This is a genomic window from Methylobacterium sp. Leaf99, assembly GCF_001422375.1.
In the GTDB taxonomy this organism is placed as follows: domain Bacteria; phylum Pseudomonadota; class Alphaproteobacteria; order Rhizobiales; family Beijerinckiaceae; genus Methylobacterium.
The window spans coordinates 776309-799181 of the sequence record NZ_LMMU01000007.1 but is presented as its reverse complement, the minus strand read 5'-3'; the positions used below and the strand labels follow the sequence as shown (position 1 = coordinate 799181).

The 22873-nt window shown below is 70.4% G+C and carries 21 protein-coding genes; 12 read left to right on the top strand and 9 right to left on the bottom strand.

All coding sequences use genetic code 11. The annotated features are described in order from the left end of the window. Positions 1 to 94 precede the first annotated feature (94 nt). The 8 genes from lgt (at position 95) to ASF28_RS14550 (ending at position 7490) form a co-directional block, all read left to right on the top strand. Positions 95 to 961, top strand: a complete 867-nt coding sequence (gene lgt, locus ASF28_RS14585) for a prolipoprotein diacylglyceryl transferase (protein WP_056093814.1) — start codon at positions 95 to 97, stop codon at positions 959 to 961. Then, on the top strand, positions 958 to 2040 hold the full coding sequence (locus ASF28_RS14580; protein ID WP_056093812.1) for a class I SAM-dependent methyltransferase: 1083 nt from the start codon (positions 958 to 960) through the stop codon (positions 2038 to 2040). The genes lgt and ASF28_RS14580 overlap by 4 nt, the downstream gene beginning before the upstream one ends. Before the next feature lie 613 nt (positions 2041 to 2653). Then, a complete protein-coding gene (locus ASF28_RS14575) occupies positions 2654 to 2887 on the top strand; it encodes a hypothetical protein (protein WP_056093808.1) in 234 nt (77 codons plus the stop codon). 56 nt (positions 2888 to 2943) lie between these two features. Next, complete coding sequence (ffh, locus tag ASF28_RS14570; RefSeq protein WP_056093805.1) at positions 2944 to 4497, top strand: signal recognition particle protein; 1554 nt, start codon at positions 2944 to 2946, stop codon at positions 4495 to 4497. After that, positions 4494 to 4829, top strand: a complete 336-nt coding sequence (locus tag ASF28_RS14565) for a chorismate mutase (RefSeq protein WP_187273129.1) — start codon at positions 4494 to 4496, stop codon at positions 4827 to 4829. Before ffh ends, ASF28_RS14565 begins: the two co-directional genes overlap by 4 nt. A gap of 5 nt (positions 4830 to 4834) precedes the next feature. Continuing rightward, positions 4835 to 5200 carry a 30S ribosomal protein S16 gene (gene rpsP, locus ASF28_RS14560; RefSeq protein ID WP_056093802.1) on the top strand — a complete coding sequence of 122 codons (366 nt, stop codon included), beginning with the start codon at positions 4835 to 4837 and terminating at the stop codon, positions 5198 to 5200. A 10-nt stretch (positions 5201 to 5210) separates the two neighbouring features. Next, positions 5211 to 5897, top strand: a complete 687-nt coding sequence (gene rimM / locus ASF28_RS14555) for a ribosome maturation factor RimM (protein WP_056093799.1) — start codon at positions 5211 to 5213, stop codon at positions 5895 to 5897. 678 nt (positions 5898 to 6575) lie between these two features. After that, positions 6576 to 7490, top strand: a complete 915-nt coding sequence (locus ASF28_RS14550) for a GGDEF domain-containing response regulator (RefSeq protein WP_056093796.1) — start codon at positions 6576 to 6578, stop codon at positions 7488 to 7490. 130 nt (positions 7491 to 7620) lie between these two features. On the opposite strand, the gene ASF28_RS14545 is transcribed toward ASF28_RS14550, so the two are convergent. Next, complete coding sequence (locus ASF28_RS14545) at positions 7621 to 8409, bottom strand: bestrophin-like domain (RefSeq protein ID WP_056093794.1); 789 nt, start codon at positions 8407 to 8409, stop codon at positions 7621 to 7623. Between the two features lie 69 nt (positions 8410 to 8478). Continuing rightward, positions 8479 to 9228, bottom strand: a complete 750-nt coding sequence (locus ASF28_RS14540) for a class I SAM-dependent methyltransferase (protein WP_443189741.1) — start codon at positions 9226 to 9228, stop codon at positions 8479 to 8481. A gap of 115 nt (positions 9229 to 9343) precedes the next feature. Here ASF28_RS14540 and trmD point away from each other — a divergent pair, with 115 nt between their 5' ends. The 3 genes from trmD (at position 9344) to serA (ending at position 13187) form a co-directional block, all read left to right on the top strand. After that, positions 9344 to 10051, top strand: a complete 708-nt coding sequence (gene trmD, locus ASF28_RS14535; RefSeq protein ID WP_244475023.1) for a tRNA (guanosine(37)-N1)-methyltransferase TrmD — start codon at positions 9344 to 9346, stop codon at positions 10049 to 10051. A gap of 173 nt (positions 10052 to 10224) precedes the next feature. Beyond that, positions 10225 to 11391, top strand: coding sequence for a phosphoserine transaminase (locus ASF28_RS14530; protein ID WP_082476587.1), 1167 nt, complete (start codon positions 10225 to 10227; stop codon positions 11389 to 11391). Between the two features lie 203 nt (positions 11392 to 11594). Continuing rightward, positions 11595 to 13187, top strand: coding sequence for a phosphoglycerate dehydrogenase (serA, locus tag ASF28_RS14525; protein ID WP_056093786.1), 1593 nt, complete (start codon positions 11595 to 11597; stop codon positions 13185 to 13187). Positions 13188 to 13268: 81 nt separating this feature from the next. Here serA and ASF28_RS14520 read toward each other — a convergent pair whose 3' ends face one another. The 7 genes from ASF28_RS14520 to ASF28_RS14490 form a co-directional block, all read right to left on the bottom strand. Then, positions 13269 to 15419, bottom strand: coding sequence for a methyl-accepting chemotaxis protein (locus tag ASF28_RS14520; RefSeq protein ID WP_056093783.1), 2151 nt, complete (start codon positions 15417 to 15419; stop codon positions 13269 to 13271). A 246-nt stretch (positions 15420 to 15665) separates the two neighbouring features. Further along, the gene (gene ilvA, locus ASF28_RS14515; protein WP_274533128.1) at positions 15666 to 17336 is read right to left on the bottom strand and encodes a threonine ammonia-lyase, biosynthetic; all 1671 of its coding nucleotides are present in this window, start codon (positions 17334 to 17336) and stop codon (positions 15666 to 15668) included. Further along, the gene (locus ASF28_RS22875) at positions 17320 to 17961 is read right to left on the bottom strand and encodes a Shedu anti-phage system protein SduA domain-containing protein (RefSeq protein ID WP_056093778.1); all 642 of its coding nucleotides are present in this window, start codon (positions 17959 to 17961) and stop codon (positions 17320 to 17322) included. Before ASF28_RS22875 ends, ilvA begins: the two co-directional genes overlap by 17 nt. Continuing rightward, a complete protein-coding gene (locus tag ASF28_RS22870) occupies positions 17961 to 18236 on the bottom strand; it encodes a hypothetical protein (RefSeq protein WP_162240006.1) in 276 nt (91 codons plus the stop codon). The genes ASF28_RS22875 and ASF28_RS22870 overlap by 1 nt, the downstream gene beginning before the upstream one ends. A gap of 138 nt (positions 18237 to 18374) precedes the next feature. After that, positions 18375 to 18722, bottom strand: a complete 348-nt coding sequence (locus ASF28_RS14500; RefSeq protein WP_056093771.1) for a diacylglycerol kinase — start codon at positions 18720 to 18722, stop codon at positions 18375 to 18377. A 2-nt stretch (positions 18723 to 18724) separates the two neighbouring features. Then, a complete protein-coding gene (locus ASF28_RS14495) occupies positions 18725 to 19813 on the bottom strand; it encodes an AbrB family transcriptional regulator (protein ID WP_056093768.1) in 1089 nt (362 codons plus the stop codon). A gap of 39 nt (positions 19814 to 19852) precedes the next feature. Then, positions 19853 to 20827 (bottom strand): LysR substrate-binding domain-containing protein, encoded by a 975-nt coding sequence (locus ASF28_RS14490; RefSeq protein ID WP_056093766.1) that lies wholly within the window; start codon positions 20825 to 20827, stop codon positions 19853 to 19855. 161 nt (positions 20828 to 20988) lie between these two features. Here ASF28_RS14490 and ASF28_RS14485 point away from each other — a divergent pair, with 161 nt between their 5' ends. Further along, positions 20989 to 22578, top strand: a complete 1590-nt coding sequence (locus ASF28_RS14485) for a catalase (RefSeq protein ID WP_056093763.1) — start codon at positions 20989 to 20991, stop codon at positions 22576 to 22578. Positions 22579 to 22873: the final 295 nt, after the last annotated feature.

Here is a 22873-nt window from a genome sequence, read left to right as displayed (position 1 = left end):
GAGAGGGGACCCGCGCTTCACTTCCTCTTTCAGCGATCGGCCGGTTCAACCGAACCGATCAACTGGAAACCGTATCAGACCGGGACGCCCGCCGATGCCACCGCTCCTCGCCCTGCCGTTTCCCGCCATCGATCCGGTGGCGGTGGCCATCGGGCCGATCACCATCAAGTGGTACGCCCTGTCGTACATCGCCGGGTTGCTCGGCGGCTGGTTCTACGCCCGCCGCCTCGTCGCCACGGACCGGCTCTGGGGTGCGGGCCGGCGGCCGAGCCTGAACGACATCGACGACCTCATCGTCTGGGTGGCCCTCGGCGTCGTCCTCGGCGGCCGCATCGGCTACGTTCTGTTCTACAACCTGCCGCTCTACCTGAACGACCCCCTCGAGATCCTCGCCATCCGCAACGGCGGCATGTCGTTCCACGGCGGCTTCCTCGGGGCCGTGCTGGCCATGGCCCTGTTCGCGCGCTCGCGAAAACTCGCCGCCTTCAACCTGTTCGACCTCGCCGCCGTCACGGTCCCCATCGGGCTGTTCTTCGGCCGCATCGCCAATTTCGTGAACGGCGAGCTGTGGGGCCGCATCGCCCCGGACTTCGACTACGCCGTGGTGTTCCCGTCCGGCGGCCCCCTGCCGCGCCACCCGAGCCAGCTCTACGAGGCCGCCACCGAGGGCGCCCTGCTGTTCGGCGTGATGGCGGTGGCCGTGCGGGTGTTCGGCTTCCGCAAGCCGGGTCTGCTCAGCGGCGTCTTCGTCCTCGGCTACGCCCTCGCCCGGACGTTCTGCGAGTTCTTCCGTGAGCCCGACCGGCAGCTCGGCTACCTGTTCGGCACCGAGGGCTGGCCCACGGGCGGCATCACCATGGGGATGCTGCTCTGCCTGCCCATGGCGCTCGTCGGCCTCGTCACCATCGTACTGGCGGCGCGCGGCGGCATCGCCAGGACGAACCGGGCCGACGCCCCGTGACGACGCCGCTTTTCACGCTGCTGCGCGATGAGATTCTGGCGACGGGGCCGATCCCGATGGCGCGCTACATGGACCTCTGCCTCGGTCATCCGGTCCACGGCTACTACCGCACCCGCGATCCCCTCGGGGCGGCGGGCGACTTCGTCACTGCGCCGGAAATCTCGCAGATGTTCGGCGAGTTGATCGGGGTCTGGATCGCGGCGGCGTGGGGCGCCATGGGGGCGCCCGCCGACCTCGCCCTGGTGGAACTCGGCCCCGGACGCGGCACCCTGATGGCCGACGCGCTGAGAGCGCTTGCCCGCGCCGCGCCGACCCTGCGCCCCGCCCTCCACCTCGTCGAGACCAGCCCGGTCCTGCGGGCCGCGCAGGCCGAGCGGCTCTCCGGCTTCGCGCCGACATGGCACGAGGGCCTCGCAACCCTGCCGCCGGGGCCCGCCCTCGTCGTCGCCAACGAGTTCTTCGACGCCCTGCCCGTGCGCCAGTTCCAGCGCACGGCGCGCGGCTGGTTCGAGCGCTGCATCGGCCTGTCGCCCGACGCCGACCGCCTCGTCTTCGGCCTCGCCGCCGAGCCCGATCCGCGCATCGACGCGCCGGCGCCCGTCGGCGCGACCCTGACCCTGCCGGGGGCCGCCCTCGACACCGTCCGCGACCTCGCCCGGCGCCTCGTGCGGGACGGCGGCGCGATGCTCGCCATCGATTACGGTCACGCCCGGCCGGGCTTCGGCGATTCGCTCCAGGCCGTGGCGGGGCACCGCTTCGTCGATCCCCTGGAGGCGCCGGGGGAGGCCGATCTGACCACCCACGTGGATTTTTCGGCCCTGGCACGGGCCGCCGCCGGTGCGGGCGCGCGGGTGCACGGCCCCATCGACCAGCGCGACTTCCTCCAGGCGCTCGGTCTGCGCGCGCGCGCCGAACGCCTCAGCGCCAACGCCACGCCGCAGCAGGCGTTACGAATCGCCACGGCCGTGTCGCGCCTCACCGATCCGGCCCGGCGCGGCATGGGCAGCCTGTTCAAGGTGATGGCGCTGTCGGACCCGGCCCTGCAGGATTTGCCGGGGCTTTCGGCCGAAGGCCGTTGACGCTGCTTCAGTGCGCGCGGCGGGCGAGCCATACGGTTCCAAGGCCGAGTAGCAAGGCGCCCAACGGGTATAGCAGGAGGGTCAGGGTGTGGATGTCCATTACCGCAACTCCCGGAGAAGACTTCTGGCAACCCAATGTAGGGTGCTGCTGACGCATAAGCAAAGAAGGGAAATGCCCGGCGTTAGCGAAGGGCGGTTGGGCGTCGTCGGCACAGAGACATCCTGGGAAAAAAGCGGGGCCAGGCCTCCGATGGCGAGCACTGCGATGGCGACGCCGTTGACATAGGTCGCCGTCAACTTCGTGCTTTCGTTCGAGATGAGTCGGGCTCGGGCGTCGTCCGTATCGCTCATCGCCCCTCGCGAAGTCTGCCTCGCGATGATCGCTTTGGATGCGAACCCCTGTCAAAGTCACAACCCGGCCCGCCGGCCAGAAAACTTGACTCCCCCGCATTCTCGTCCTAACCGACCCTTCATCTTTCAGACGATCCGATCGTCAGCACGAACGCCGACCGGTCCCATGAGGCCGGAGGTCAACGCCCGACAGCGCGATGCGCCCTCGGGCGAGCTTCGCGTTGGGGACAGGGCGTCGATCGCACACTCGTTCGAAGGCCGCATGCCCCACGCCACGCCCCTCACGTCGAACACGCCGCTGGACATCGCGGATGCGGTCAACGACGTCTGCCCGTGGTCGGGCAAGCCCATCGCGGCCGATTCGCTGACCCTCTACAACGGCGCCGTCGTGGGTTTCTGCAATCCGGAGTGCCGGGACAAGTTCGCCCGCGCCGTGCGCAGCTTCGAGAACGCCCTCCAGGCGCGCCGGGCCGAGAGCGCGGGCATCAACCAGTGATGCTGTTCGCCGTGACGAGACGTGTCCTGACGATCCTGGCCCAGGGAGCCTGACGCATGTTCGAAGGCCTGTCCGACCGCCTGTCCGGCATTCTCTCGGGGCTGACGCGCCGCGGCGCCCTCACCGAGGCCGACGTCACCGCCGCCCTGCGTGAGGTCCGCCGCGCCCTGCTCGAGGCCGACGTCGCCCTCGAAGTCGTGCGCGACTTCACCGAGAAGGTGCGCGAGAAGGCGGTGGGCGCCGTCGTCGTCAAGTCGGTCACCCCCGGCCAGATGGTCGTCAAGATCGTCAACGACGAGCTGACGGCGATGCTGGGCTCCGATGTCGGGCTCATCGACCTCAACGCCCCCGCCCCCGTCGCCATCCTGATGGTCGGCCTCCAGGGCTCGGGCAAGACCACGACGACGGCCAAGATCGCCCGCCGGCTGGCGTCGCGCGACAAGCGCAGGGTCCTGCTCGCCTCCCTCGACACCCGCCGCCCGGCCGCCATGGAGCAGCTGGCTATTCTCGCCAAGCAGGTCGAGGTCGAGTGCCTGCCCATCGTCGCCGGCCAGTCGGCGGTGCAGATCGCCCGGCGCGCCATGGATGCGGCGCGGCTGGGCGGCTTCGACGTGGTGATGCTCGACACCGCCGGCCGCACCACCCTCGACGAGGCGCTGATGCAGGAGGCGGCCGAGGTGAAGGCCGCCACCAACCCGCACGAGGTGCTCCTCGTCGCCGACGCGCTCACGGGCCAGGATGCCGTCGTCACCGCCCGCGCCTTCGACCAGCGCCTCGGCGTCACCGGCATCGTGCTCACCCGCATGGACGGCGATTCGCGCGGCGGCGCGGCCCTGTCCATGCGCGCCGTCACCGGCAAGCCGATCAAGCTCGTCGGCACCGGCGAGAAGGTCGACGCCCTGGAGGAATTCCACCCCTCCCGCGTCGCCAACCGCATCCTCGGCATGGGCGACATCGTCTCCCTCGTGGAGAAGGCGGCCGAGACCATCGACCACGAGCAGGCGCTCCGCACCGCGGAGAAGATGCGCAAGGGCAAGTTCGACCTCGACGACCTGTCGATGCAGCTCGCCCAGATGGAGAAGATGGGCGGCATCGGCGGCCTCATGGGCATGCTGCCGGGCATGGGCCAGATCAAGAAGCAGGTCGAGAACGCCAACCTCGACGAGAAGATGTTCGCCCGCCAGCGGGCCATCATCTCGTCGATGACCGCCCAGGAGCGCAAGAATCCCGACCTCCTCAAGAACTCCCGCAAGAAGCGCATCGCGGCGGGTTCGGGGACGAAGGTGGAGGAGCTGAACAAGCTCCTCAAGATGCACCGGACCATGGCCGACATGATGAAGGCCATGGGCTCGGGCAAGCGCGGCATCGGCCAGGCGCTGGGCTCGATGTTCGGCATGGGTGGCGGTGGCGGGATGCCGGGCGGGATGCCCGGCCTGCCCCCGGGCATGCCCGAGCCGACGCCCGAGATGATCGCCGACATGCAGAAGCAGTTCGGCGGCAAGCTGCCCCCCATGCCTCCGGGCCTGGGCGGCAAGATGCCGGGGCTTCCGGGTCTCGGCGGCAAGGGTCTGCCCGGCCTTGGCGGCTTCCTGCCGGGGAAGAAGAAATGAGCGGCCCCGAGACCATGGCGGCGCAGGGGATCGACCCCGAACTCGTGCGCCTGCGCGAGAGCATCGACAACTTCGATGCGGCCCTGATCTACCTGCTCGCCGAGCGGTTCCGCTGCACCCAGCGGGTCGGCGAGCTGAAGGCCCGCAAAGGCCTGCCCGCCTCCGACCCCGGGCGCGAGGCGATGCAGATCGCCCGCCTGCGCCGGCTCGCGATCGACGCCAAGCTCGATCCCGATTTCGCCGAGACCTTCCTGGCCTTCGTGGTCAAGGAAGTGATCCGGCACCACCAGACGATCGCGGCCAACCACAACGCGATCGAAAACAGAGAGTAGAAACCATGTCCCTCAAGATCCGTCTCACCCGTGGCGGCGCCAAGAAGCGCCCGTACTACCGCATCGTCGTCGCCGACGCCCGCGCCCCCCGCGACGGCCGCTTCATCGAGAAGGTCGGCGTCTACGATCCCATGAAGGCCAAGGACGATCCGGCCCGCATCGTGCTCGAGTCCGACAAGATCCAGGCCTGGCTCGCCAAGGGCGCCCAGCCCACCGACCGCGTCCTGCGCTTCCTCGACGCCGCCGGCCTCGCCAAGCGCCCCGCGCGCAACAACCCGCAGAAGGCCGAGCCCGGCGAGAAGGCCAAGGAGCGCGCCGCCAAGCGCGCCGAGAAGGCCGCCGCCCCGCCGGCCGAAGACGCCGCGGCCTGAGGCGCAGCGCATGGCCCGCCGTCCCCCCGGTCACACGCCCCACGGGGACGGCGGACGCCGCGCGCGTCCCGGACGCATCGGCGCGAGCGTCCCGACCTCGGCCCACCGGCCGAACCCCGACGCCGATGCGCCCCTGCCCACCACCGATCCGAGCCTCGTCCAGATGGGCGAGTTCGGCCGTGCGCACGGGCTCAACGGCGAGATCCGCCTCAAATCCTACACCGGCGACCCGCAGGCCATCGCGTCCTACGGACCCCTGATCGGGGCCGACGGGCGCCGCATCGAATTCACCGAGGTGCGCCGGGCCGGCGGCGCCTCGCCCGACCTGCTGGTGGTCCGCGTCAAGGGTGTGGCCGACCGCACGGGTGCGGAGGGCTTGAACCGCCTCGCGCTCTATCTCCCCCGCGAGCGCCTCGGCAGCGTCGAGGCGGAAGACGAGTTCTTCACCGCCGACCTCGTCGGCCTCGACGTGGTCGATACCGCCGGGACCCGCCTCGGCACCGTCGCGGACGTGCCGAATTACGGCGGCGGCGATCTCCTGGAGATCAAGCCGGCCCTCGGCGGCGCCACCGCCCTCCTGCCCTTCACCAAGGCCTTCGTGCCGGAGCTCGACATCGCCGGTGGCCGGGTCGTGATCGATCCCCCCGACGACCTGTTCGCCCCGGCCGGGCCGCGCCCGCCCGACGAGCCGGTCTAGGGGGGCTCCGACGCCCGGCGATGGCCCTGGGCGTCCGTGTCGTGTCGGCTCCGCGCCCCTGCGCCTCCGAGCGGCAATGGCCTCGAAGCGAACGCCGCCGTCGCCCCACTCCAAGCCGTGACCAAGCCGCGGACGCAGGTGTTCCCGGCGCGCCGATCCCTTCGTTCGCCAGGGTGAGAGGGTCCGGGGCGATGCTCGCTCCGCCTCTTGGCGATCCCTCCGACTAGCGGACCGGGACCATCGTGCCGGCCCGACCGTCGGCGGTCTCCGTGCGGGGAGGGGTCTGTCGTGCTGCCCCGACGATGACCGCGCGCACCCCCCGTCCGAGGGCCGGTGAACCCAGGACGCGGAGGCACAGCAAATCGAGGGTGCGGACGAACATGGTCTGGGCTTCCTGGGAAAGGGATTCGAAGGACGTCGACCGCCGAAACGGTCGTTTCCCGTCCGATGCCCCCAAGAAGCATTGCGCACCGATACATGCCGATAGGAATTTCCATCGCATTCGATACAACCGCCTCACGAATTCGAGATGGTATAGACAAATCGTGATCCACGGGCTGCGACGCGCACCGTGATGGTTTACAGCACGTTCAGATCCTCGGCGGGACTGCGGCCCTGCCAGTTTGGGAAACTCCACCCCCTCGCTTTCCGCCATCGATCTCCCGGCTGAGGACAACCTTGCGCATCGTCGTCGTCGACCCGAGCCGGGTCATCCATCGGTCCGTGACCGAGATTCTGGCGGCGAGCGGCCATGAGGCCCTGTGCTTCACCGATGCCGGGGAAGCGCTCGCCCGCGTCGCCGCCGACGAGACCGTGGCCTGCGTCCTGACCAGCCTGGAAACCCACCCGCTCGACGGGTTCGAACTGTGCTGGCAGCTGCGTCTGCTGGCCAACGCACCCCGGCCGCTCGCCATCCTGGTGATGTCCTCGGCCCACGGCAGCCGCAGCCTGGGCGAAGTGCTCGACAGCGGGGCCGACGACTTCATGTCAAAACCTCCGGGCCGGGACGAGTTGATCGCGCGCCTGCGCGCCACCGAGCGCCTGCTCGGCCTGCAGCGGGAGCTGATCCGCCAGGCGGACACCGACCACCTGTCGCAACTCCTGAATCGCGGTGCCTTCCTGCGGCGGGCCGAACATCTCGCCGAGCGGCTGGTCGACGGGACGACCCCGGAGGCGCCGATGACGGCGCTCCTGATCGACATCGACCACTTCAAGACCATCAACGACCGCCATGGGCACGCGGTGGGAGATGCGGCGATCCGGGCGGTCGCGGGGGTCCTGCGGGAGACGGGGGCGCTGTCGTGCCGGTGGGGCGGCGAGGAATTCGCGCTGCTGGTCGAGGGGCAAGGACCGGGGGCGGCCGCGGTGGTGGCACACAATGTCCGGCGGCGTTGCGCGGCGTTGCGGGTGCCCACGCCGGGGGAGGAACGCGTGGGCCTGACGGTCAGTATCGGGGTCGCGACATGGTCGGGCCGGGACGGGATGGACGGCGTGATGCGGCGGGCCGACGTGGCCCTCTATGCGGCCAAGGCGGGCGGGCGGGACCGGGTGTCGATGATGGCCAACGACGCGTTCATCGAATGCATCGGCTGACACGACGCGCTCGGTTGAGCCCCGTCCCGGGCGAACGGCACGGCCGCGTTCGAGCACGTCCGTCGCGCGAAGCCGGGTCCAACCCGCTCCACCAAATCCGGGGTCAAACAGGCAGCAGCTTCGCCGACAGCTACCCGCGCCCCTCCAGCATCACCGCCTTCGCCCGCTCGATGGGTGTCGGGCTCATGGCCATGGGGCCGTCGAAGGGGCGCTCGTGGAGCGCGATGACCCCGAGGGTCGTCACCATGGCGACGGAGAACAGCGTCAGGGTCGTCACCTGCGCCATGGGGCGTTCGAGGTGGACGAGGCCGATGGAAACGAGGGTCAGCCCGGCGAGCACCATCAGGGTCAGCCATTTCGACTGGTCGCCCTGGGCATCGCTGAGGGCGAGGCGCTCGCCCCGGGCCGTGCGCAGGTTCATCACCGCGTCGAGCAGCAGGGCGTGGGCAGATTGTCCGGCGACGTCGTGCTTCGGGTCGGCCGCCACCGCCATGAGACGCCCCAGGGCCGCGCCCGCCTCCAGGGACGACAGCCCGTCCGTCATCTTCGGCCATTCGTCGGTGATCAGGGCGTCGGCGTAGGCCACGAGTGCGGTGCGGATTTCGCGCATGTCCGACACGGTGGCGAGGCTGAGGTCGTGGACGGCGAGCAGGTTCGAGCGCTCGTTCTGCACCACCCGCGCCGCCTGGCGCTGGCGCTCCCAGGCGTCGTTGGCGACGAACCCCGTCAGCAGGGCGAGCAGCACCGAGATCGCCGTGAAGTAGGCCGGGATCACGCCGGTACCGACGAACAGCACGGCGGGCCGCGTCCAGCGCAGGTTGCTCAGGAGCACGAACAGCCCCGTGGCGGCGGCGAACACGCCGGCGAGGGTGGTGAAGATCAGCCAGACCGGAAGGTCGAGCCACAGGCCGAGGATCACGCTGCGTCTCCCGTCGAACAGGTCCGACGGAACCGTAGGGCGCCGGCCACTACCGAAGGGTGAAGCCCGTCAGCGGCGGGTCGGGGCGGCCCGCGTCGCCGTGTCCGGGCAGGTCCGGATCGCCGCCGGCTCCGGCCGCGCCGCCACGGCGGGGGCCTCGAAGATCGCGAGGTAGCCGACGCCGCCGTCGAGGACCGAAAACCCGGTCTCGCGGTAGCCCATGGCGGCGAGCTCGCAGCGGAGCAGGGCCGGCGGCGTGCCGTGCCGCGACGGGATCGCGTCGGCGTCGACGATGCCCACCCGGCCGCCGGGCTTCATCGCCGCTGCCAGGTTGTGCAGGAGGCCGAAGGGCTGGGTGATCTCGTGGTACATGTGGACGAGGACGGCGGCATCGACGGAGGCCGGGGGAAGCCGGGGATCGTGCGGCTCGCCCCGCACAACCGTGACGTTGGGGAGGTTCGCCACCCGGCGCTCGAGGTCGGCGAGGTAGGACGGGGTCACGTCCTCGGCGAGGATACGGCCCTGCGGGCCGACGCGCTCGGCCAGCCGCACGGTGTAGTAGCCGCTCCCGGCGCCGATATCCGCCACGGTCTGGCCCGGCGCGATCCCCATCAGGCGGGCGACCTGCCCGACCTCGTCGACGCGGTCGCGCTGGCCCTCCAGCGCCCAGAGCGGGGCGATGATCTCCGCCACCGGCCGGTCGGGCTTGGGGAAGGCGGCGGCCGGGGCGCCCGGCGGCCCGAGGGGCTCGGCGGCGAGGGCCGGCAAGGTGAAAAGGGCGACGGCGACAAGGGCGACGGCGAAGGGGACGAGGCGCATCATGGCGGGATAACCGCCGCCGCCCCGCGGAAGTGCCGGGCCATGGCGCGTTGACCCGCCGGCCCGGCCCGCGTCATGGAGCAGCATGACTTCGATAAGCATGACTTCCAACAGCATGACTCCGACGAGCATGGCTTGGCACGCCACGATCCTCACCCTCTACCCGGAGATGTTTCCAGGGCCCCTCGGCCACTCCCTCTCGGGCGAGGCCCTGGCGCGGGGCACCTGGGCATTAGAGGCCCGCCAGATCCGGGAGCACGGGCTGGGCCGCCACCGCGCCGTCGACGACAGCCCGGCCGGGGGCGGCGCCGGCATGGTCCTGCGCTGCGACGTGCTCGCGGCGGCCCTCGACGCGGCGGCGCCCGCGGACGACCTGCGCCCGCGCCTGCTCATGAGCCCGCGCGGAAAACCCCTGACCCAGGCCCGCGTGCGCGCCCTGACCGAGGGGCCGGGCGTCGTCGTCGTCTGCGGCCGGTTCGAGGGCGTCGACGAGCGCGTCATCGAAGGCCGCGGCCTGGAGGAAATCTCCATCGGCGACTACGTGCTGTCGGGCGGCGAGATCGCGGCGCTCACCCTGCTCGACGCCTGCGTGCGCCTGCTGCCCGGCGTCATGGGCAAGGCGGCGTCGGGCGTCGAGGAAAGCTTCGAGGGCGGCCGCCTCGAATACCCGCACTACACCCGGCCGCGGGACTGGGAGGGGCGAACGATTCCCGACGTGCTCACCGGGGGCAACCACGGGGCCATCGCCAGGTGGCGGGCGGAGGAATCCCTGCGCCTCACCCGCGCCCGCCGGCCGGACCTGCTGGATGCGCCCGAGTCCTGATCCACAAGTCGTGATGCAGTGAACGCGCCGCCTGTAGGCTGCCTCAAACGGCATTCGTCGAACGCCGACTGATCTTCACAAAAAGAAACTTGCCTTCGGGTGGGTCGCGGTGCATCGCTCCGGGCGGGCCACTCCTCCCCAACGAGGAGCTTTCATCTGGAAGGATGACCACCATGAGCCGACCCACCACGCGCCCCCGCGTGCCGAATTTCTCGTCCGGTCCCTGCACCAAGCGCCCCGGCTGGAGCCTCCAGGCCCTCGAAGGCGCCGCCCTCGGGCGCTCGCACCGCTCCGCCCTCGGCAAGGCCAAGCTCAAGGAAGCCATCGACCTCACCCGCGCGGTGCTGCAGGTCCCGGCCGACTATCGCATCGGCATCGTGCCGGCCTCCGACACCGGCGCCGTCGAGATGGCCATGTGGTCGATGCTCGGGCCGAAGACCGTGGAGGTCGTGGCCTGGGAGGCGTTCGGCCTCGAATGGGTCACGGACGCCCTGAAGGAACTCAAGATCGCGCCGAAGGTCCATGTCGGCGACTACGGCATCCTGCCGGACCTCGCGGCCGTCGATACCCGGCACAACGACGTCATCTTCACCTGGAACGGCACCGCCGCCGGCGTGCGCGTGCCGAACGGCGACTGGATCGCCGCCGACCGCGAGGGCGTCACCATCTGCGACGCCACCTCGGCCGCCTTCGCCATGCCGCTGGCCTGGGACAAGCTCGATGTCGTGACCTTCTCCTGGCAGAAGGTCATGGGCGGCGAGGCCGCGCACGGCATGATCGTGCTCTCCCCCCGCGCCGTCGCGCGCATCGAGGGCAACACCCCCGCCTGGCCCGTGCCGAAAGTCTTCCGCATGGCCAAGGACGGCAAGCTCATCGAGGGCATCTTCAAGGGCGACACCATCAACACGCCGTCCATGCTGGCGGTGGAGGATTACCTCGACACCCTGAAATGGGCGAAAGGCATCGGCGGCCTCGACGCGCTCCACGCGCGGGCCGACGCCAACGCGAAAGTGGTCCACGACTGGGTGGCCCGCACGCCCTGGATCGGCCATCTCGCCGCGGATTCCGCCACCTACACCAACACCGGCGTGTGCCTCGTCATCACCGATCCGGACGTGCTGGCCAAGGGTGACAAGGCCGTCGAGGCCGTGGCCAAGGGCATGGCCGATACCCTCGACCGCGAGGGCATCGCCTACGACATCGGCGCCTACCGCGACGCCCCCGCGGGCCTGCGCATCTGGTGCGGCGGCACGGTGGAAGCGTCCGACCTCGAAGCCCTGATGCCGTGGCTCGACTGGGCGTTCGCCGCCGAGAAGGCGAAGCTCGCGCAGGCCGCGTAGGACTGCGGCGCGCTTCCTGCCCCCATAAGGCAGCCCTCCCACCGACGGATGTGTCGGCGTAAGGCGCAACGGGCTCCCTCTCCTGGAAGGAGAGGGAACCCGCGCTGCCCGCGCCCCGTGTGCAGGCGGTCATTCGCAGGAGGGGGTGAGGTGCCCTGCGCGTCACCCAAAATCCCCTTTTCCCCAAAATCCCGGAGGCCGTCATGGCTGCTCCCAAGGTGCTTATTTCCGACGCCCTCTCCGACGCCGCCGTGCAGATCTTTCGCGATCGCGGCATCGACGTCGATTTCATCCCCGACCTCGGCAAGGACAAGGAGGCGTTCGCGGCGATCGTCGGCCATTACGACGGCCTCGCCATCCGCTCGGCCTCCAAGGTCACCAGCAAGGTCATCGCCGAGGCGGGCCGCCTCAAGGTCATCGGCCGGGCCGGCATCGGCGTCGACAACGTCGACGTGGCGGCCGCCACCGCGCGGGGCATCATCGTGATGAACACGCCGTTCGGCAATTCCATCACCACCGCCGAGCACGCCATCGCGCTGATGTTCGCGCTGGCCCGCCAGCTGCCCCAGGCCGATGCCTCGACCCAGGCCGGCAAGTGGGAGAAGAACCGCTTCATGGGCGTGGAGCTGACGGCCAAGACGCTCGGCGTCATCGGCTGCGGCAACATCGGCGCCATCGTGGCCGACCGGGCCATCGGCCTCAAGCTCAAGGTCGTGGCCTACGACCCCTACCTGTCGCCGGAGCGCGCCGTCGAACTCGGCGTCGAGAAGGTAGAGCTCGACGCCCTGCTGGCGCGGGCCGACATCATCACCCTGCACGTGCCGATGACGGACAAGACCCGCAACATCCTGTCGGCCGAGGCCCTGGCGAAGACCAGGCGCGGGGTGCGGATCATCAACTGCGCCCGCGGCGGCCTCGTCGACGAGGTCGCCCTGCGCGCCGCCCTCGATTCGGGCCACGTGGCGGGCGCGGCCCTCGATGTGTTCGTCACCGAGCCGGCCAGGGAGAACCCGCTGTTCGGGCACCCGAACGTCATCTGCACGCCGCATCTCGGCGCCTCCACCAACGAGGCGCAGGAGAACGTCGCCCTGCAGGTGGCCGAGCAGATGTCCGACTACCTGCTCCAGGGCGCCATCACCAACGCCATCAACTTCCCGTCCATCTCCGCCGACGAGGCGCCGCGCCTGAAACCCTTCGTCGCATTGGCGGAAAAGCTCGGCTCGTTCCTCGGCCAGCTCACGGAGGCGCCGATCAAGGGCATCCGCATCACCTACGAGGGGGCGGTGGCCGCCATGAACACCCGCGCCCTGACGTCCGCGGCCATCACCGGGGTGCTGCGGCCGTTCCTCCAGGACATCAACATGGTGTCGGCGCCGGCACTGGCGCGGGAGCGCGGCATCGTCGTCGACGAGATCAAGCGCGAGGGCGCGGCCACGGACTTCGAATCGGTGATCCGGATCACCGTCGACGCCGAGGACATGCCGCGCGACGCCGCCGGCACGGTGTTCCACGACGGCAAGCCCCGCGTCATCGAGATCCGCTCCATCGCCATCGACGCGGCGTTCGCGCGCCACATGCTCTACGTGCGCAACCACGACAAGCCGGGCTTCATCGGGCGGCTCGGCAGCATCCTGGGCGACGCCGGGGTGAACGTCGCGACGTTCAACCTCGGCCGCGAGGAAGAGGGCGGCAGCGCCATCTGCTTCTGCGCGGTGGATGCGCCGGTCTCGGAGGCGGTGGTGAAGCAGATCGACGCGATCCCGCAGGTGCGCCGGGTCCGGGCGGTGAGCTTCTGAGACGACTCGGCAAGGGTGCGACGCTCGGGCGATCCCGAGCGCCGGATCGGGCCGGGATCGTCCGATCGGTGGGAAGCCGACTCAGGCGGCCCGCACGGTGGCGAGGAACCCGTCGACTTCCGCCCGCAGGCTCTCGGACTGGCGCGCGAGGTCGGCGGAGGCCTGCTGGACCTGTCCGGCGGAGGTCCCGGCTTCGTCGGCGGATCGGGCCACCGCCGCGATGTCCTGCGTCATCGCCCCGGTACCGGCCGAGGCCTGGCCCATGTTGCGGACGATCTCCTGGGTGGTGACGCCCTGCTCCTCGACGGCCGCCGCGATGCTGCCGGTGACCTGGCTCATACCCTCGATGCGGCTGACGATGCCCTGGATCGCGCCGGCGGCCTCCCCGGTGGCGGCCTGGATCGCCTCCACCTGCTGGCCGATCTCCGTGGTCGCGCGCGCGGTCTGCTCGGCCAGGCTCTTCACCTCGGCCGCGACCACGGCGAAGCCGCGCCCGGCCTCGCCGGCCCGGGCCGCCTCGATGGTGGCGTTGAGCGCCAGCAGGTTGGTCTGGCCGGCGATCTGCGAGACGATCCCGACGACGTCGCCGATGCGGGCGGCGGCGGCCGAGAGCCGGCGCATGGTCTCGGCGGTGCGGCTCGCCTCGTCCACGGCATTGCGCGACATGTCGGCGGCCTGCTCGACCTGACGGCCGATCTCCTCCACCGTCGCGCCGAGTTCCTCCGCCGCCGCCGCGACGGCGTCGACGTTCCCGGCCGTCTCGTGCGCCGTCGCCGCGACGGTGCCGGAGCGCCGCGCGGTCCCGGCCACGGCGCTGATCATGCTGTCCGAGGCGTGGTTGAGGCCGGAGGCCGCCTGCGACACCGTCTCGACGATGCGGCCCACCGAGCGCTCGAAGCCGTCGGCGAGGTCGGCGAGCAGGGCGCGCCGATCGGATTCCTCGCGCATCCGCGCGGCGGCATTCGTCTCGAGCTGCCGGGCCGCGTCCTCGAGGGAGATGTCCCGGATGGTGACGACGGCGCGCGCGATGCCGCCGATCTCGTCGGTGCGGCCGGCGCCGGGCACGTCGGCCAGGGTCTCGCGGCGGGCGAGGGCGTCCAGCGCCCGGGTGAGGGCGCCGAGGGGACGGACGATGGAGCGCGCGAACAGCAGGCCGAGGAGCGCCGTGGCCGCGAGGACGCCGAGGGCCGCCAGGGCGAGGGCGCGGGTGAGGGTCGCCACGGCGCCGAGGATCTCGTCGTCGGATTGCGTGGCGACCAGGGTCCAGGGCGCGCCCATGACCGAGACCTTGGCCGTCGCCGCCATGCGCTCGCCGTCGCCGGCCGCGTAGCCGAAGGCGTGGCCGGTGCCGAGGAGGGCCGGCGTCAGGCCGAACCCCGCGGCCTCGGTTCCGGCCGTCGCACCGCCACCCAGGGGGGCATTGCTGCGCAGGCGCCCGTCGGCGCCGACCGCCACGACCTGACCGGTGTCGCCGAGGCCGCCGCGATCGGACAGGGTCCGGTCGAACAGGGCCGGCGTGACGCGCATCACCACGAAGCCGACGCGCTCGGCCGCCTGGCCGGTTCCCATGGCGACGTTGGCGCGGCGCGCGATGGACCGCCCGAGGAAGGCGGAGGGACCGGCCTCGGCCGGGTAGGGCGCGAAATCCTCGAACAGGGTCGCGTCCGCCTCGCCCGCCTTCAGGCGCTGGACCAGCCGGGCGAGGCCGGTTTCGGCGAACGCGCGCTCGGACAGGGCATGGGCGAAATCCGCGCCCTTCGTGGTGGTGTAGACGAGGCGCCCGTCCTCGGAGACGAAGATGAGGTCGGCGTAGCCGCGCCGCTCGACGAGCTTGCGCGCCACCTCCTGCACCTTGCCGTGACGGCGCCCGTACATGGTGCCCGTCGCCTCGGCGGCGAGGCGATCCTCGGGTCTGGCCGAAGACGTGTAGGCCTGGACGATCTGGGCGAAGTCGGCCTTGGCCGGATCGAGGGCTTCGACGAGGTCCGCGAAGTTGCCGCCGACCTGCGGGTTGGCCGCCGTGGTGGCGAGATCGCCGGCGGCCCGCTCCGCCACGAGTTCGATGCCGATCTTGCGCGCGTCCGCCGCCAGTTCCAGCCGGTTCTGGGCGCCCTCGACGAGGCCGGACCGGGCGAAGTGCCAGCTCAATCCGCCCATGGCCGTGGCGCTGACGAGGGCGAGGCCGACGGTGATGGCGGGGAGGCGGACCTTGAGACTGGCGAAAGCGGACATTCGGCGGCACCACGAGAAGGGGCCTTTCCTCTGCCGAAAGAACTCTAAGAATCTCTTATTAAGGCGCGTGCACGCAGGACGATCGTCCGATCAAGTCCAGATAAGTCCCTATAATAGGTTTGAATCCTGATCTTATTGCTAGTGTTGCCTCAGTAAACAACCGTAAGTTTTGTTTTTGTTCCACAATTCGCGTTGTCGGAAACAAGCGGCCGCACGCGGAGAACCCAGCCGCGGGCGACCGATCGTTCAAGCGTGCGTCGCCGCCGTCCCGTCGTCGAGGAACATCCGGTAGGCCGGATTGTCGGTCTCGTCGATGCAGGGATAGCCCAGCGCGTCGATGGCGGCGTCGAAGCGGGCGCGCTCGGCGGGCGGCACCGCGATGCCGGCCAGGACCCGGCCGTAATCGGCGCCGTGGTTGCGGTAGTGGAACAGGGTGATGTCGAACCCGTCGCCGAGGCCGTCGAGGAACTTCATCAGGGCGCCCGGCCGCTCGGGGAACTGGAAGCGGCAGAGGCGCTCGTCGGCGAGACCCGTCGCCCGGCCGCCGACCATGTAGCGGATATGGACCTTGGCCATCTCGTTGTCGCTCATGTCGAGGGCGCGGTAGCCGGCCGCCGCCAGTTCGGCGATGAGGGCGCGCTTCTCCGGCGCGCCGCCGGGCAGGTTGATGCCGACGAAGATCTGGGCGTCGCCGCCCCGCGCGTAGCGGTAGTTGAACTCGGTGATGGCGCGCGGGCCCAGGGTCCGGATGAAGGCGCGGTAGGCGCCGGGCCGTTCGGGGATCGTCACGCCGAGCAGGACCTCGCGCTGCTCGCCGAGCTCGGCGCGCTCGGCGATGTGGCGCAGGCGGTCGAAGTTGAGGTTGGCGCCGCTGGAGATCGCCACCAGCGTCCCGGTGCCGCCGCCTTCGCGCGCCGCGTAGGCCTTGGCCCCGGCGAGCGCCAGGGCGCCGGACGGCTCCGAAATGGCGCGGGTATCATCGAAGATGTCCTTGACCGCCGCGCACATGGCGTCGGTGTCGACGGTGATGACCCCGTCGAGGTGTTCGCGGCAGAGCCGAAACGTCTCCGCGCCGGCCTGGCGCACGGCGACGCCGTCGGCGAACAGGCCGACGGTGGGCAGGATGACGCGCTCGTTCGCGGCGAGCGCCGCCGCCATGCAGGCGGCGTCGTCCGGCTCGACGCCGATCACCCTGGTCTCGGGCCGCAGGTACTTCACGAAGGTCGCGATGCCGGCCGCCAGGCCGCCGCCGCCGATGGGCACGAAGATCGCCTCGATGGGCCCGGAATGCTGGGTCAGGATCTCCATGCCGATGGTGCCCTGGCCGGCGATCACGTCGGGATCGTCGAACGGGTGCAGGAAGGTCAGGCCCTGGGCCGCCTCCAGTTCGCGGGCGTGGCCCAGGGCCTCGTCGAAGGCGTCGCCGAACAGGATCACCTCGGCGCCGCGCGCCCGGCAGGCATCGACCTTGATGGCCGGGGTGGTGCGCGGCATCACGATGACGGCGCGGACGTTCAGGCGCGCGGCGGCGAGCGCCACCCCCTGCGCGTGGTTGCCGGCCGAGGCACAGACGACGCCCCGCGACAACACCTCCGCGGAGAGGCCCGACATCTTGTTGTAGGCCCCGCGCAGCTTGAACGAGAACACCGGCTGCAGGTCCTCGCGCTTCAGGAGGACCGGGCGCCCGAGGCGCGCGGACATGCGCGGCATCGGATCCAGCGGGCTCTCGATGGCCACGTCGTAGACGCGGGCGGTGAGGATTTTACGGATATAGTCGGTCAAGGAGACACGGGCTCCGGCGGTGGTGCGGTGCGGAAGACTGTTGCCCGCACATAGGCCCTCGGGGCGCAAGAAGCGAGGGAGGCCGCTGGTCGCGCGGCGCGTCCACAAAAACCGCCCCTCAGGAGGCCGCGGCATCCATCCTTCTCAGGCCGAGCCACATTTCGAAGTCCCGATAGAGTTCGTCGAAGGTCACCAGGGTCAGGGTGAAGCTGTCGGCCTTGACCTTGTTTCGACGCCACTCCCACCGATCCTTGCGGACCGTCGTCGACAGCGCGGTGGAGCGTCCGATGACAAGCACGCCGACGATATTGGGTCGGTCGCCGCCGAAGGCGTCCACGTAATCTCCGGTCTTGCGGTAATGGTCGAGCGCCCACGTCCAGTCGACGACCTGACTGAACCCCTTTTCGAACGCGCGCGCCCACGTGTCGACGCCGCGCTGGCTGTCTTCGAAGATATGCCGTTCGGACGCACCCTCGAACTCGATCAGGCAGATGTTGTCGGTGCCGGCGCGGCGGACGGTGAGATCGGTCCGGAAATGCGGGAGAATCCGAAACTCGCGCTTGATCAGATCGCCGATCCCCAGGCGGACATTGTACTGTCCCATCATCGCGCAGAGATTGGGGCACGTCCTGAAACGCGCAAGCACCTGCTCACGCTCGGCGAGATCGACATTAGTCTCGAGGAGGGTCTTGAATTCGACGAGCTCGGCTTCGGCATCGATCAGGCGAAACACGTGCGCGTCGAAGTAGGGCTTCGCCATCAGACCTGCGCGAGGACGGAGGTAATGACGACCGAATCGCCCTCGTTCTTGAAGACCACCCGCAGATCGCCGGCCCGCGCGACGAACGCATTCTCGACGCCGACGATCTTCCTGACCTTGTCCGAGTCGAGCACACTCGCCTTGATCGCCGCCAACGCAGCGTTCGCCTTGGTCTTGTTGAACGGATACAGCGACGCGATCATGTTCGCTGCCGTATTGCTGACGAGCACGCGGCGACGGATCGAGACCCTCTCCTGCTGGCGTGGCGTCGTCATCGTCGGCTCCCCTGCCCTTGGTAAAGCGACCGGAACGGTAAGGGTCGCCGGTATCGTCGTCCACCGTGGCGTGCGACGCAAGCCCGCCGGCTCCAAGCGTCAGCGATCCGGGCGATCGCTCCAGCGGCGGGTTCGGCCTCAGCCGGTCCGCTCGACGAGGGCCGCGAGCCATATCAGCGCAGCGATCCCCTGCGCGAGGAACGCGCCGGCCGAGGCCAGATCCTTGACGATGCCGATCTTCGGGTGATGGCCCGGGTGGAGATGGTCGCAGAGCTTCTCCACGGCCGTGTTGAGGAACTCGGCGGCCAGCATCAGGAGCAGGCTCGCGAGCAGGGCGACGCGGACCCAGAGGGTTGCGCCCAGCACCATCGCCAGGGGCAGGCCGAGCAGAAGAAGCGCGAGTTCGAGGCGCACCGCCCGCTCCGTGCGGGCGCCGTGGACGAGGCCGCGCCAGGAATTGAGGAAGGCGATGAGGAGCGCGCGCATGGTCAGGCCTTCGGAGCGCCCTTGTCCAGCGTGCCCTTGTCCAGCGTGCCCTTGTCCGGCGCGCCCCTGGCGATCCACTTGGCCAAAAGCGGTCCGGTGAGCAGCACCACGAACAGCCGCAGGGTCTGCACCGCGAGGACGAACGACACGTCCGCCTTCGAGCCCACCGCGATGATCGCCACGGAATCGAGGCCGCCGGGGCTGGTGGCGAGGTAGGCCGTGAGGAAATCGATGGGCAGCAGGCGGGTGAGGCCGTAGGCCCAGACCGCGCAGAGGGCGATGACCGCCACCGTCGCCACGAGGATACCCGGCAGGGCGACGACGGTCTCCCGCAGGGTCTCGCGGCGGAAGCGCAGGCCGACGTACCAGCCGATGGTCGCGTAGGCGAGGTCGAGGAGCGGCATCGGCAGGGCCATGCCGACGAGGCCCAGGGCGTGCAGCAGGGCGCCGAGGAGCATCGGCCCGATGAGGGCGGCGGCCGGCATCCGCAGGAGGGACGCGAGGCCGAAGCCCGCCGCCGCCACCGCGAGGGTCGCCAGCACGGCCAGCGGCGGCGTCGCATCGGGCGCGGGCGCGGCGGGGGCGGCGACATCGGTGAGCAGGCGCGCCACCGCGGAGGCCGACAGCACCACGGCGACGACGCGGACGTACTGCATGAAGGCGACGAGGCGCGGGTCGGCGCCGTACTCTTCCGACATCGCCACCATGGCGGCGGCGCCGCCGGGCGAGGACCCCCAGGCGGCGGTGGTGCCGGGCAGGATGCGCAGGCGGGTCAGGGCCCAGCCGACGACGGCGCCCGCCACCACGGTGACGAGGACCACGGCGAGGATGAGCCAACCGTCCTCCGTAATGGTGGCGACGATCTCCGTGGTGACGGCTTTCGCCACGAGGCAGCCGATCATCGCCTGCGCCGCGAGGAAACCGGGTTTCGGGACCCCGAGCCCGGCGCCGCCGACGCCGAACGCGATGGCGGCGAGCATCGGCCCGAGCAGGAGGGCGGCGGGGAAATGCGCGGCGGCGAGGCCGTACGCGAGGGCGCCCGAGGCCGCGACGAGGGCCGTCCAGAGGCCGAGGGACCGGAAAGGGAGCAAAGTCGAGAGCCGGGGGCAGGGGGGACGGAGGCCTGCGCGCTACACCGGATCGGCCACGCTGTCACGGCGCGCCCGTGGGAGGCGGGCGGCACCGTCGTCGCGGCAGGCGGCGGTCCCCATGGGCGCGTGGGCCCGGAAGAACGCGGCCAGATGCGACAGGCCGGCGCCGCGCGGATCGCTGGCGCGCCAGGCGAGCGCGATGGTGCGGCCGGGGCCGTCGACGTCGAAGCCGCGCGTCACGGTCAAGCCGCTGGGATCGGGGCTGGTCGGCACGGCCAGCGCCGGCAGCAGGGTGTAGCCCGCACCCGCCGCCACCATGGAGCGCAGGGTCTCGAGGCTCGTGGCGTGGCGGCCCGCGGCACTTCCGGCGCCGCAGGCCGCCACGGTCTGGTCGCGCAGGCAGTTGCCCTCGTCGAGGAGCAGGAGGTCCGGCCCGGCGATGTCGCGGGCCCGCAGCGCTCCGCCCCGGGCGAGGGCGTGATCGGCCGGGCAGGCGAGGAGGAACGGCTCGATGAACAGCGGCGAGAGCGTCAGTCCCGACGACGGCACCGGCAGGGACAGCAGGGCGGCATCGATGCGCCCGTCGCGGAGCCCCTCCAGGATCTCGGCCGTGCGGGCCTCGCTGAGCGCCAGGGCCAGCAGGGGAAACTCCTGGCGCAGGCTGCGCAGGACGAGGGGGAAGAGGTACGGTCCCAGGGTCTGGATCGCGGCGAGCACGAGGCGGCCGGTGAGGGGCGCCCCGCGTCCCTCGCTCGCCAGGACGAGCAGGCGCTGCGCCTCGGCCAGGACCGTGCGGGCCTGGCGGACGATGCCCTGCCCGGCGGGGGTGAGCATCACCCTGCGGTTGCCGCGCTCGAACAGGACGAGGCCCAGGGCTTCCTCGAGCTTGCGCACCTGCACGCTCAGGGTCGGCTGGCTGACGTTGCACCGTTCGGCGGCGCGGCCGAAATGCGATTCCTCGGCGACGGCCACCACATATTCGAGGTCGCGCAGGGACAGGCCGGACAGGTTCATAGGCTACGCCTATCAGAACGTTTGCCACGATGCATTGGCCAAACGCCCGGGGAGGGTTCATAAAGCTGTCTCAGAACTATTCCAGGGTCGATGTGTTTTTCGAGCCGTCCGGCTCCCGAATCGTCCCCTGGCCCGACACAACCTCTCGGAGAGAATGCCCGATGACCGAACAGCGCCCGATCCTGACCACCCGCCAGGGCCACCCGGTCCGCGACAACCAGAGCACCCGCACGGTGGGCGAGCGTGGTCCGGCGACCCTCGAGAACTACCAGTTCATCGAGAAGATCACCCATTTCGACCGTGAGCGCATCCCCGAGCGCGTGGTCCATGCCCGCGGCGCCGGCGCGCACGGCTACTTCGAAGCCTACGGCAAGATCGGCAACGAGCCGGCGTCCAAGTACACCCGCGCCCGCGTGCTCAACGAGACCGGCGTGAAGACCCCGATGTTCGTGCGCTTCTCCACGGTCGCGGGCGCCAAGGAGTCGCCTGAGACCGAGCGCGATCCGCGCGGCTTCGCGGTGAAGTTCAAGACCGTCGACGGCAACTGGGATCTGGTGGGCAACAACCTCAAGGTCTTCTTCATCCGCGACGCGATCAAGTTCCCCGACATGATCCACGCGTTCAAGCCCGACCCGGTGACGAACCGCCAGGAGGCGTGGCGCTTCTTCGACTTCGTGGCCCAGCACCCCGAAGCCATCCACATGGTCACTCATTTGAAGTCGCCCTGGGGCATTCCGGCCAACTATCGCGAGATGGAGGGCTCGGGCGTCAACACCTACAAGCTCGTCAACGACCAGGGCGAAGCCGTGCTCTGCAAGTTCCACTGGGAGCCGAAGCAGGGCATCCGCAACCTGACCTCGGCCCAGGCGTCCGAGATCCAGGCGAAGGACGTCGGCCACGCCACCCGCGACCTCTACGACAACATCTCCAAGGGCAACTTTCCCGAGTGGGAATTCTGCGTGCAGATCATGCCCGACGGCCCGAACGACCACCTGTCGTTCGATCCCCTCGACGACACCAAGCTGTGGCCGGTGGAGGACTTCCCGCTCCTGCCCGTTGGCCGCATGGTGCTCGACCGCGTGCCGGACAACTTCTTCGCGGAAGTCGAGCAGTCTGCTTTCGGCACCGGCGTTCTGGTGGACGGCATCGACTTCTCGGACGACAAGATGCTCCAGGGGCGCACTCTGTCCTACTCGGACACGCAGCGTTACCGCGTCGGCGCCAACTACCTGCAGCTGCCGATCAACGCGCCGCAGCCCGGCGTGAAGGTCTATTCGAACCAGCGCGACGGCCAGATGACCTACGGCGTCGACGGCACCGGCCCGAACCGGCACATCAACTACGAGCCCTCGACCCTCGGCGAAGGCCTCGCCGAAGCGCCGAAGCCCGCGAAGGACTATCACCAGCCGGTGCAGGGCCAGCTCGGCCGCTACCAGACCTCGCGCACCGAGGACGATTACGCCCAGGCCGGCGTGCGCTACCGCTCGTTCCAGGATTGGGAGCGGGACGACCTCATCGCCAACCTCGTCGGCGACATGAAGCAGTGCCCCGAGGCGATCCAGCTCCGGATGGTCTGGCACTTCTCGCACGCGGATGCGGATTACGGCCGCCGCGTCGCCGAGGGTGCGGGCATCGACCTGCAGAAGGCCCTGACCCTGCCGCCCCTGCCGGGCCGCGCGGCCCCGGGCAAGCGCCTCCAGGCCGAGACCTACACTGATGGCAGCCAGGCCCACCGCGTCGCCGCCGAGTGACCTGAGACCCGCAGCGTTCGTGCGCGGCTAGAAGCCCCGCAGGGTCCGACCCTGCGGGGCTTTTCTTTGCGCGCAGGCCGTGCGTCGCCGGTCGCGGATGGATTTGGCCGCGACCGTCATGCACCGCGAGACATGTCGGAAGACGACGCGGCGCAAGCGACACGACGTTCGCGCGTCGAGGGACGAAACGGAAGTCGGCGCGTCCTGGGATATCATGCGTCATGGCTGCCACCACTTGCGCTGGAATACCCCGATGCTTGCGGGCAGACCACGCATCGTCGAAATACAAATCTCG

What these genes read in the sequence shown, in the direction of transcription:
- rpsP (WP_056093802.1), top strand. Translation starts at nt 4,835, where the DNA reads ATGTCCCTCAAGATCCGTCTCACCCGTGGCGGCGCCAAGAAGCGCCCG.
- ASF28_RS14485 (WP_056093763.1), top strand. Translation starts at nt 20,989, where the DNA reads ATGACCGAACAGCGCCCGATCCTGACCACCCGCCAGGGCCACCCGGTC.
- lgt (WP_056093814.1), top strand. Translation starts at nt 95, where the DNA reads ATGCCACCGCTCCTCGCCCTGCCGTTTCCCGCCATCGATCCGGTGGCG.
- ASF28_RS14520 (WP_056093783.1), bottom strand. Translation starts at nt 15,419, where the DNA reads ATGTCCGCTTTCGCCAGTCTCAAGGTCCGCCTCCCCGCCATCACCGTC.
- rimM (WP_056093799.1), top strand. Translation starts at nt 5,211, where the DNA reads ATGGCCCGCCGTCCCCCCGGTCACACGCCCCACGGGGACGGCGGACGC.
- ilvA (WP_274533128.1), bottom strand. Translation starts at nt 17,336, where the DNA reads ATGCCGCGGCCTCCTGAGGGGCGGTTTTTGTGGACGCGCCGCGCGACC.
- ffh (WP_056093805.1), top strand. Translation starts at nt 2,944, where the DNA reads ATGTTCGAAGGCCTGTCCGACCGCCTGTCCGGCATTCTCTCGGGGCTG.
- ASF28_RS14490 (WP_056093766.1), bottom strand. Translation starts at nt 20,827, where the DNA reads ATGAACCTGTCCGGCCTGTCCCTGCGCGACCTCGAATATGTGGTGGCC.
- ASF28_RS14575 (WP_056093808.1), top strand. Translation starts at nt 2,654, where the DNA reads ATGCCCCACGCCACGCCCCTCACGTCGAACACGCCGCTGGACATCGCG.
- ASF28_RS14500 (WP_056093771.1), bottom strand. Translation starts at nt 18,722, where the DNA reads ATGCGCGCGCTCCTCATCGCCTTCCTCAATTCCTGGCGCGGCCTCGTC.
- ASF28_RS22870 (WP_162240006.1), bottom strand. Translation starts at nt 18,236, where the DNA reads ATGACGACGCCACGCCAGCAGGAGAGGGTCTCGATCCGTCGCCGCGTG.
- ASF28_RS14540 (WP_443189741.1), bottom strand. Translation starts at nt 9,228, where the DNA reads ATGCGCCTCGTCCCCTTCGCCGTCGCCCTTGTCGCCGTCGCCCTTTTC.
- ASF28_RS14530 (WP_082476587.1), top strand. Translation starts at nt 10,225, where the DNA reads ATGAGCCGACCCACCACGCGCCCCCGCGTGCCGAATTTCTCGTCCGGT.
- ASF28_RS22875 (WP_056093778.1), bottom strand. Translation starts at nt 17,961, where the DNA reads ATGGCGAAGCCCTACTTCGACGCGCACGTGTTTCGCCTGATCGATGCC.
- serA (WP_056093786.1), top strand. Translation starts at nt 11,595, where the DNA reads ATGGCTGCTCCCAAGGTGCTTATTTCCGACGCCCTCTCCGACGCCGCC.
- trmD (WP_244475023.1), top strand. Translation starts at nt 9,344, where the DNA reads ATGACTCCGACGAGCATGGCTTGGCACGCCACGATCCTCACCCTCTAC.
- ASF28_RS14565 (WP_187273129.1), top strand. Translation starts at nt 4,494, where the DNA reads ATGAGCGGCCCCGAGACCATGGCGGCGCAGGGGATCGACCCCGAACTC.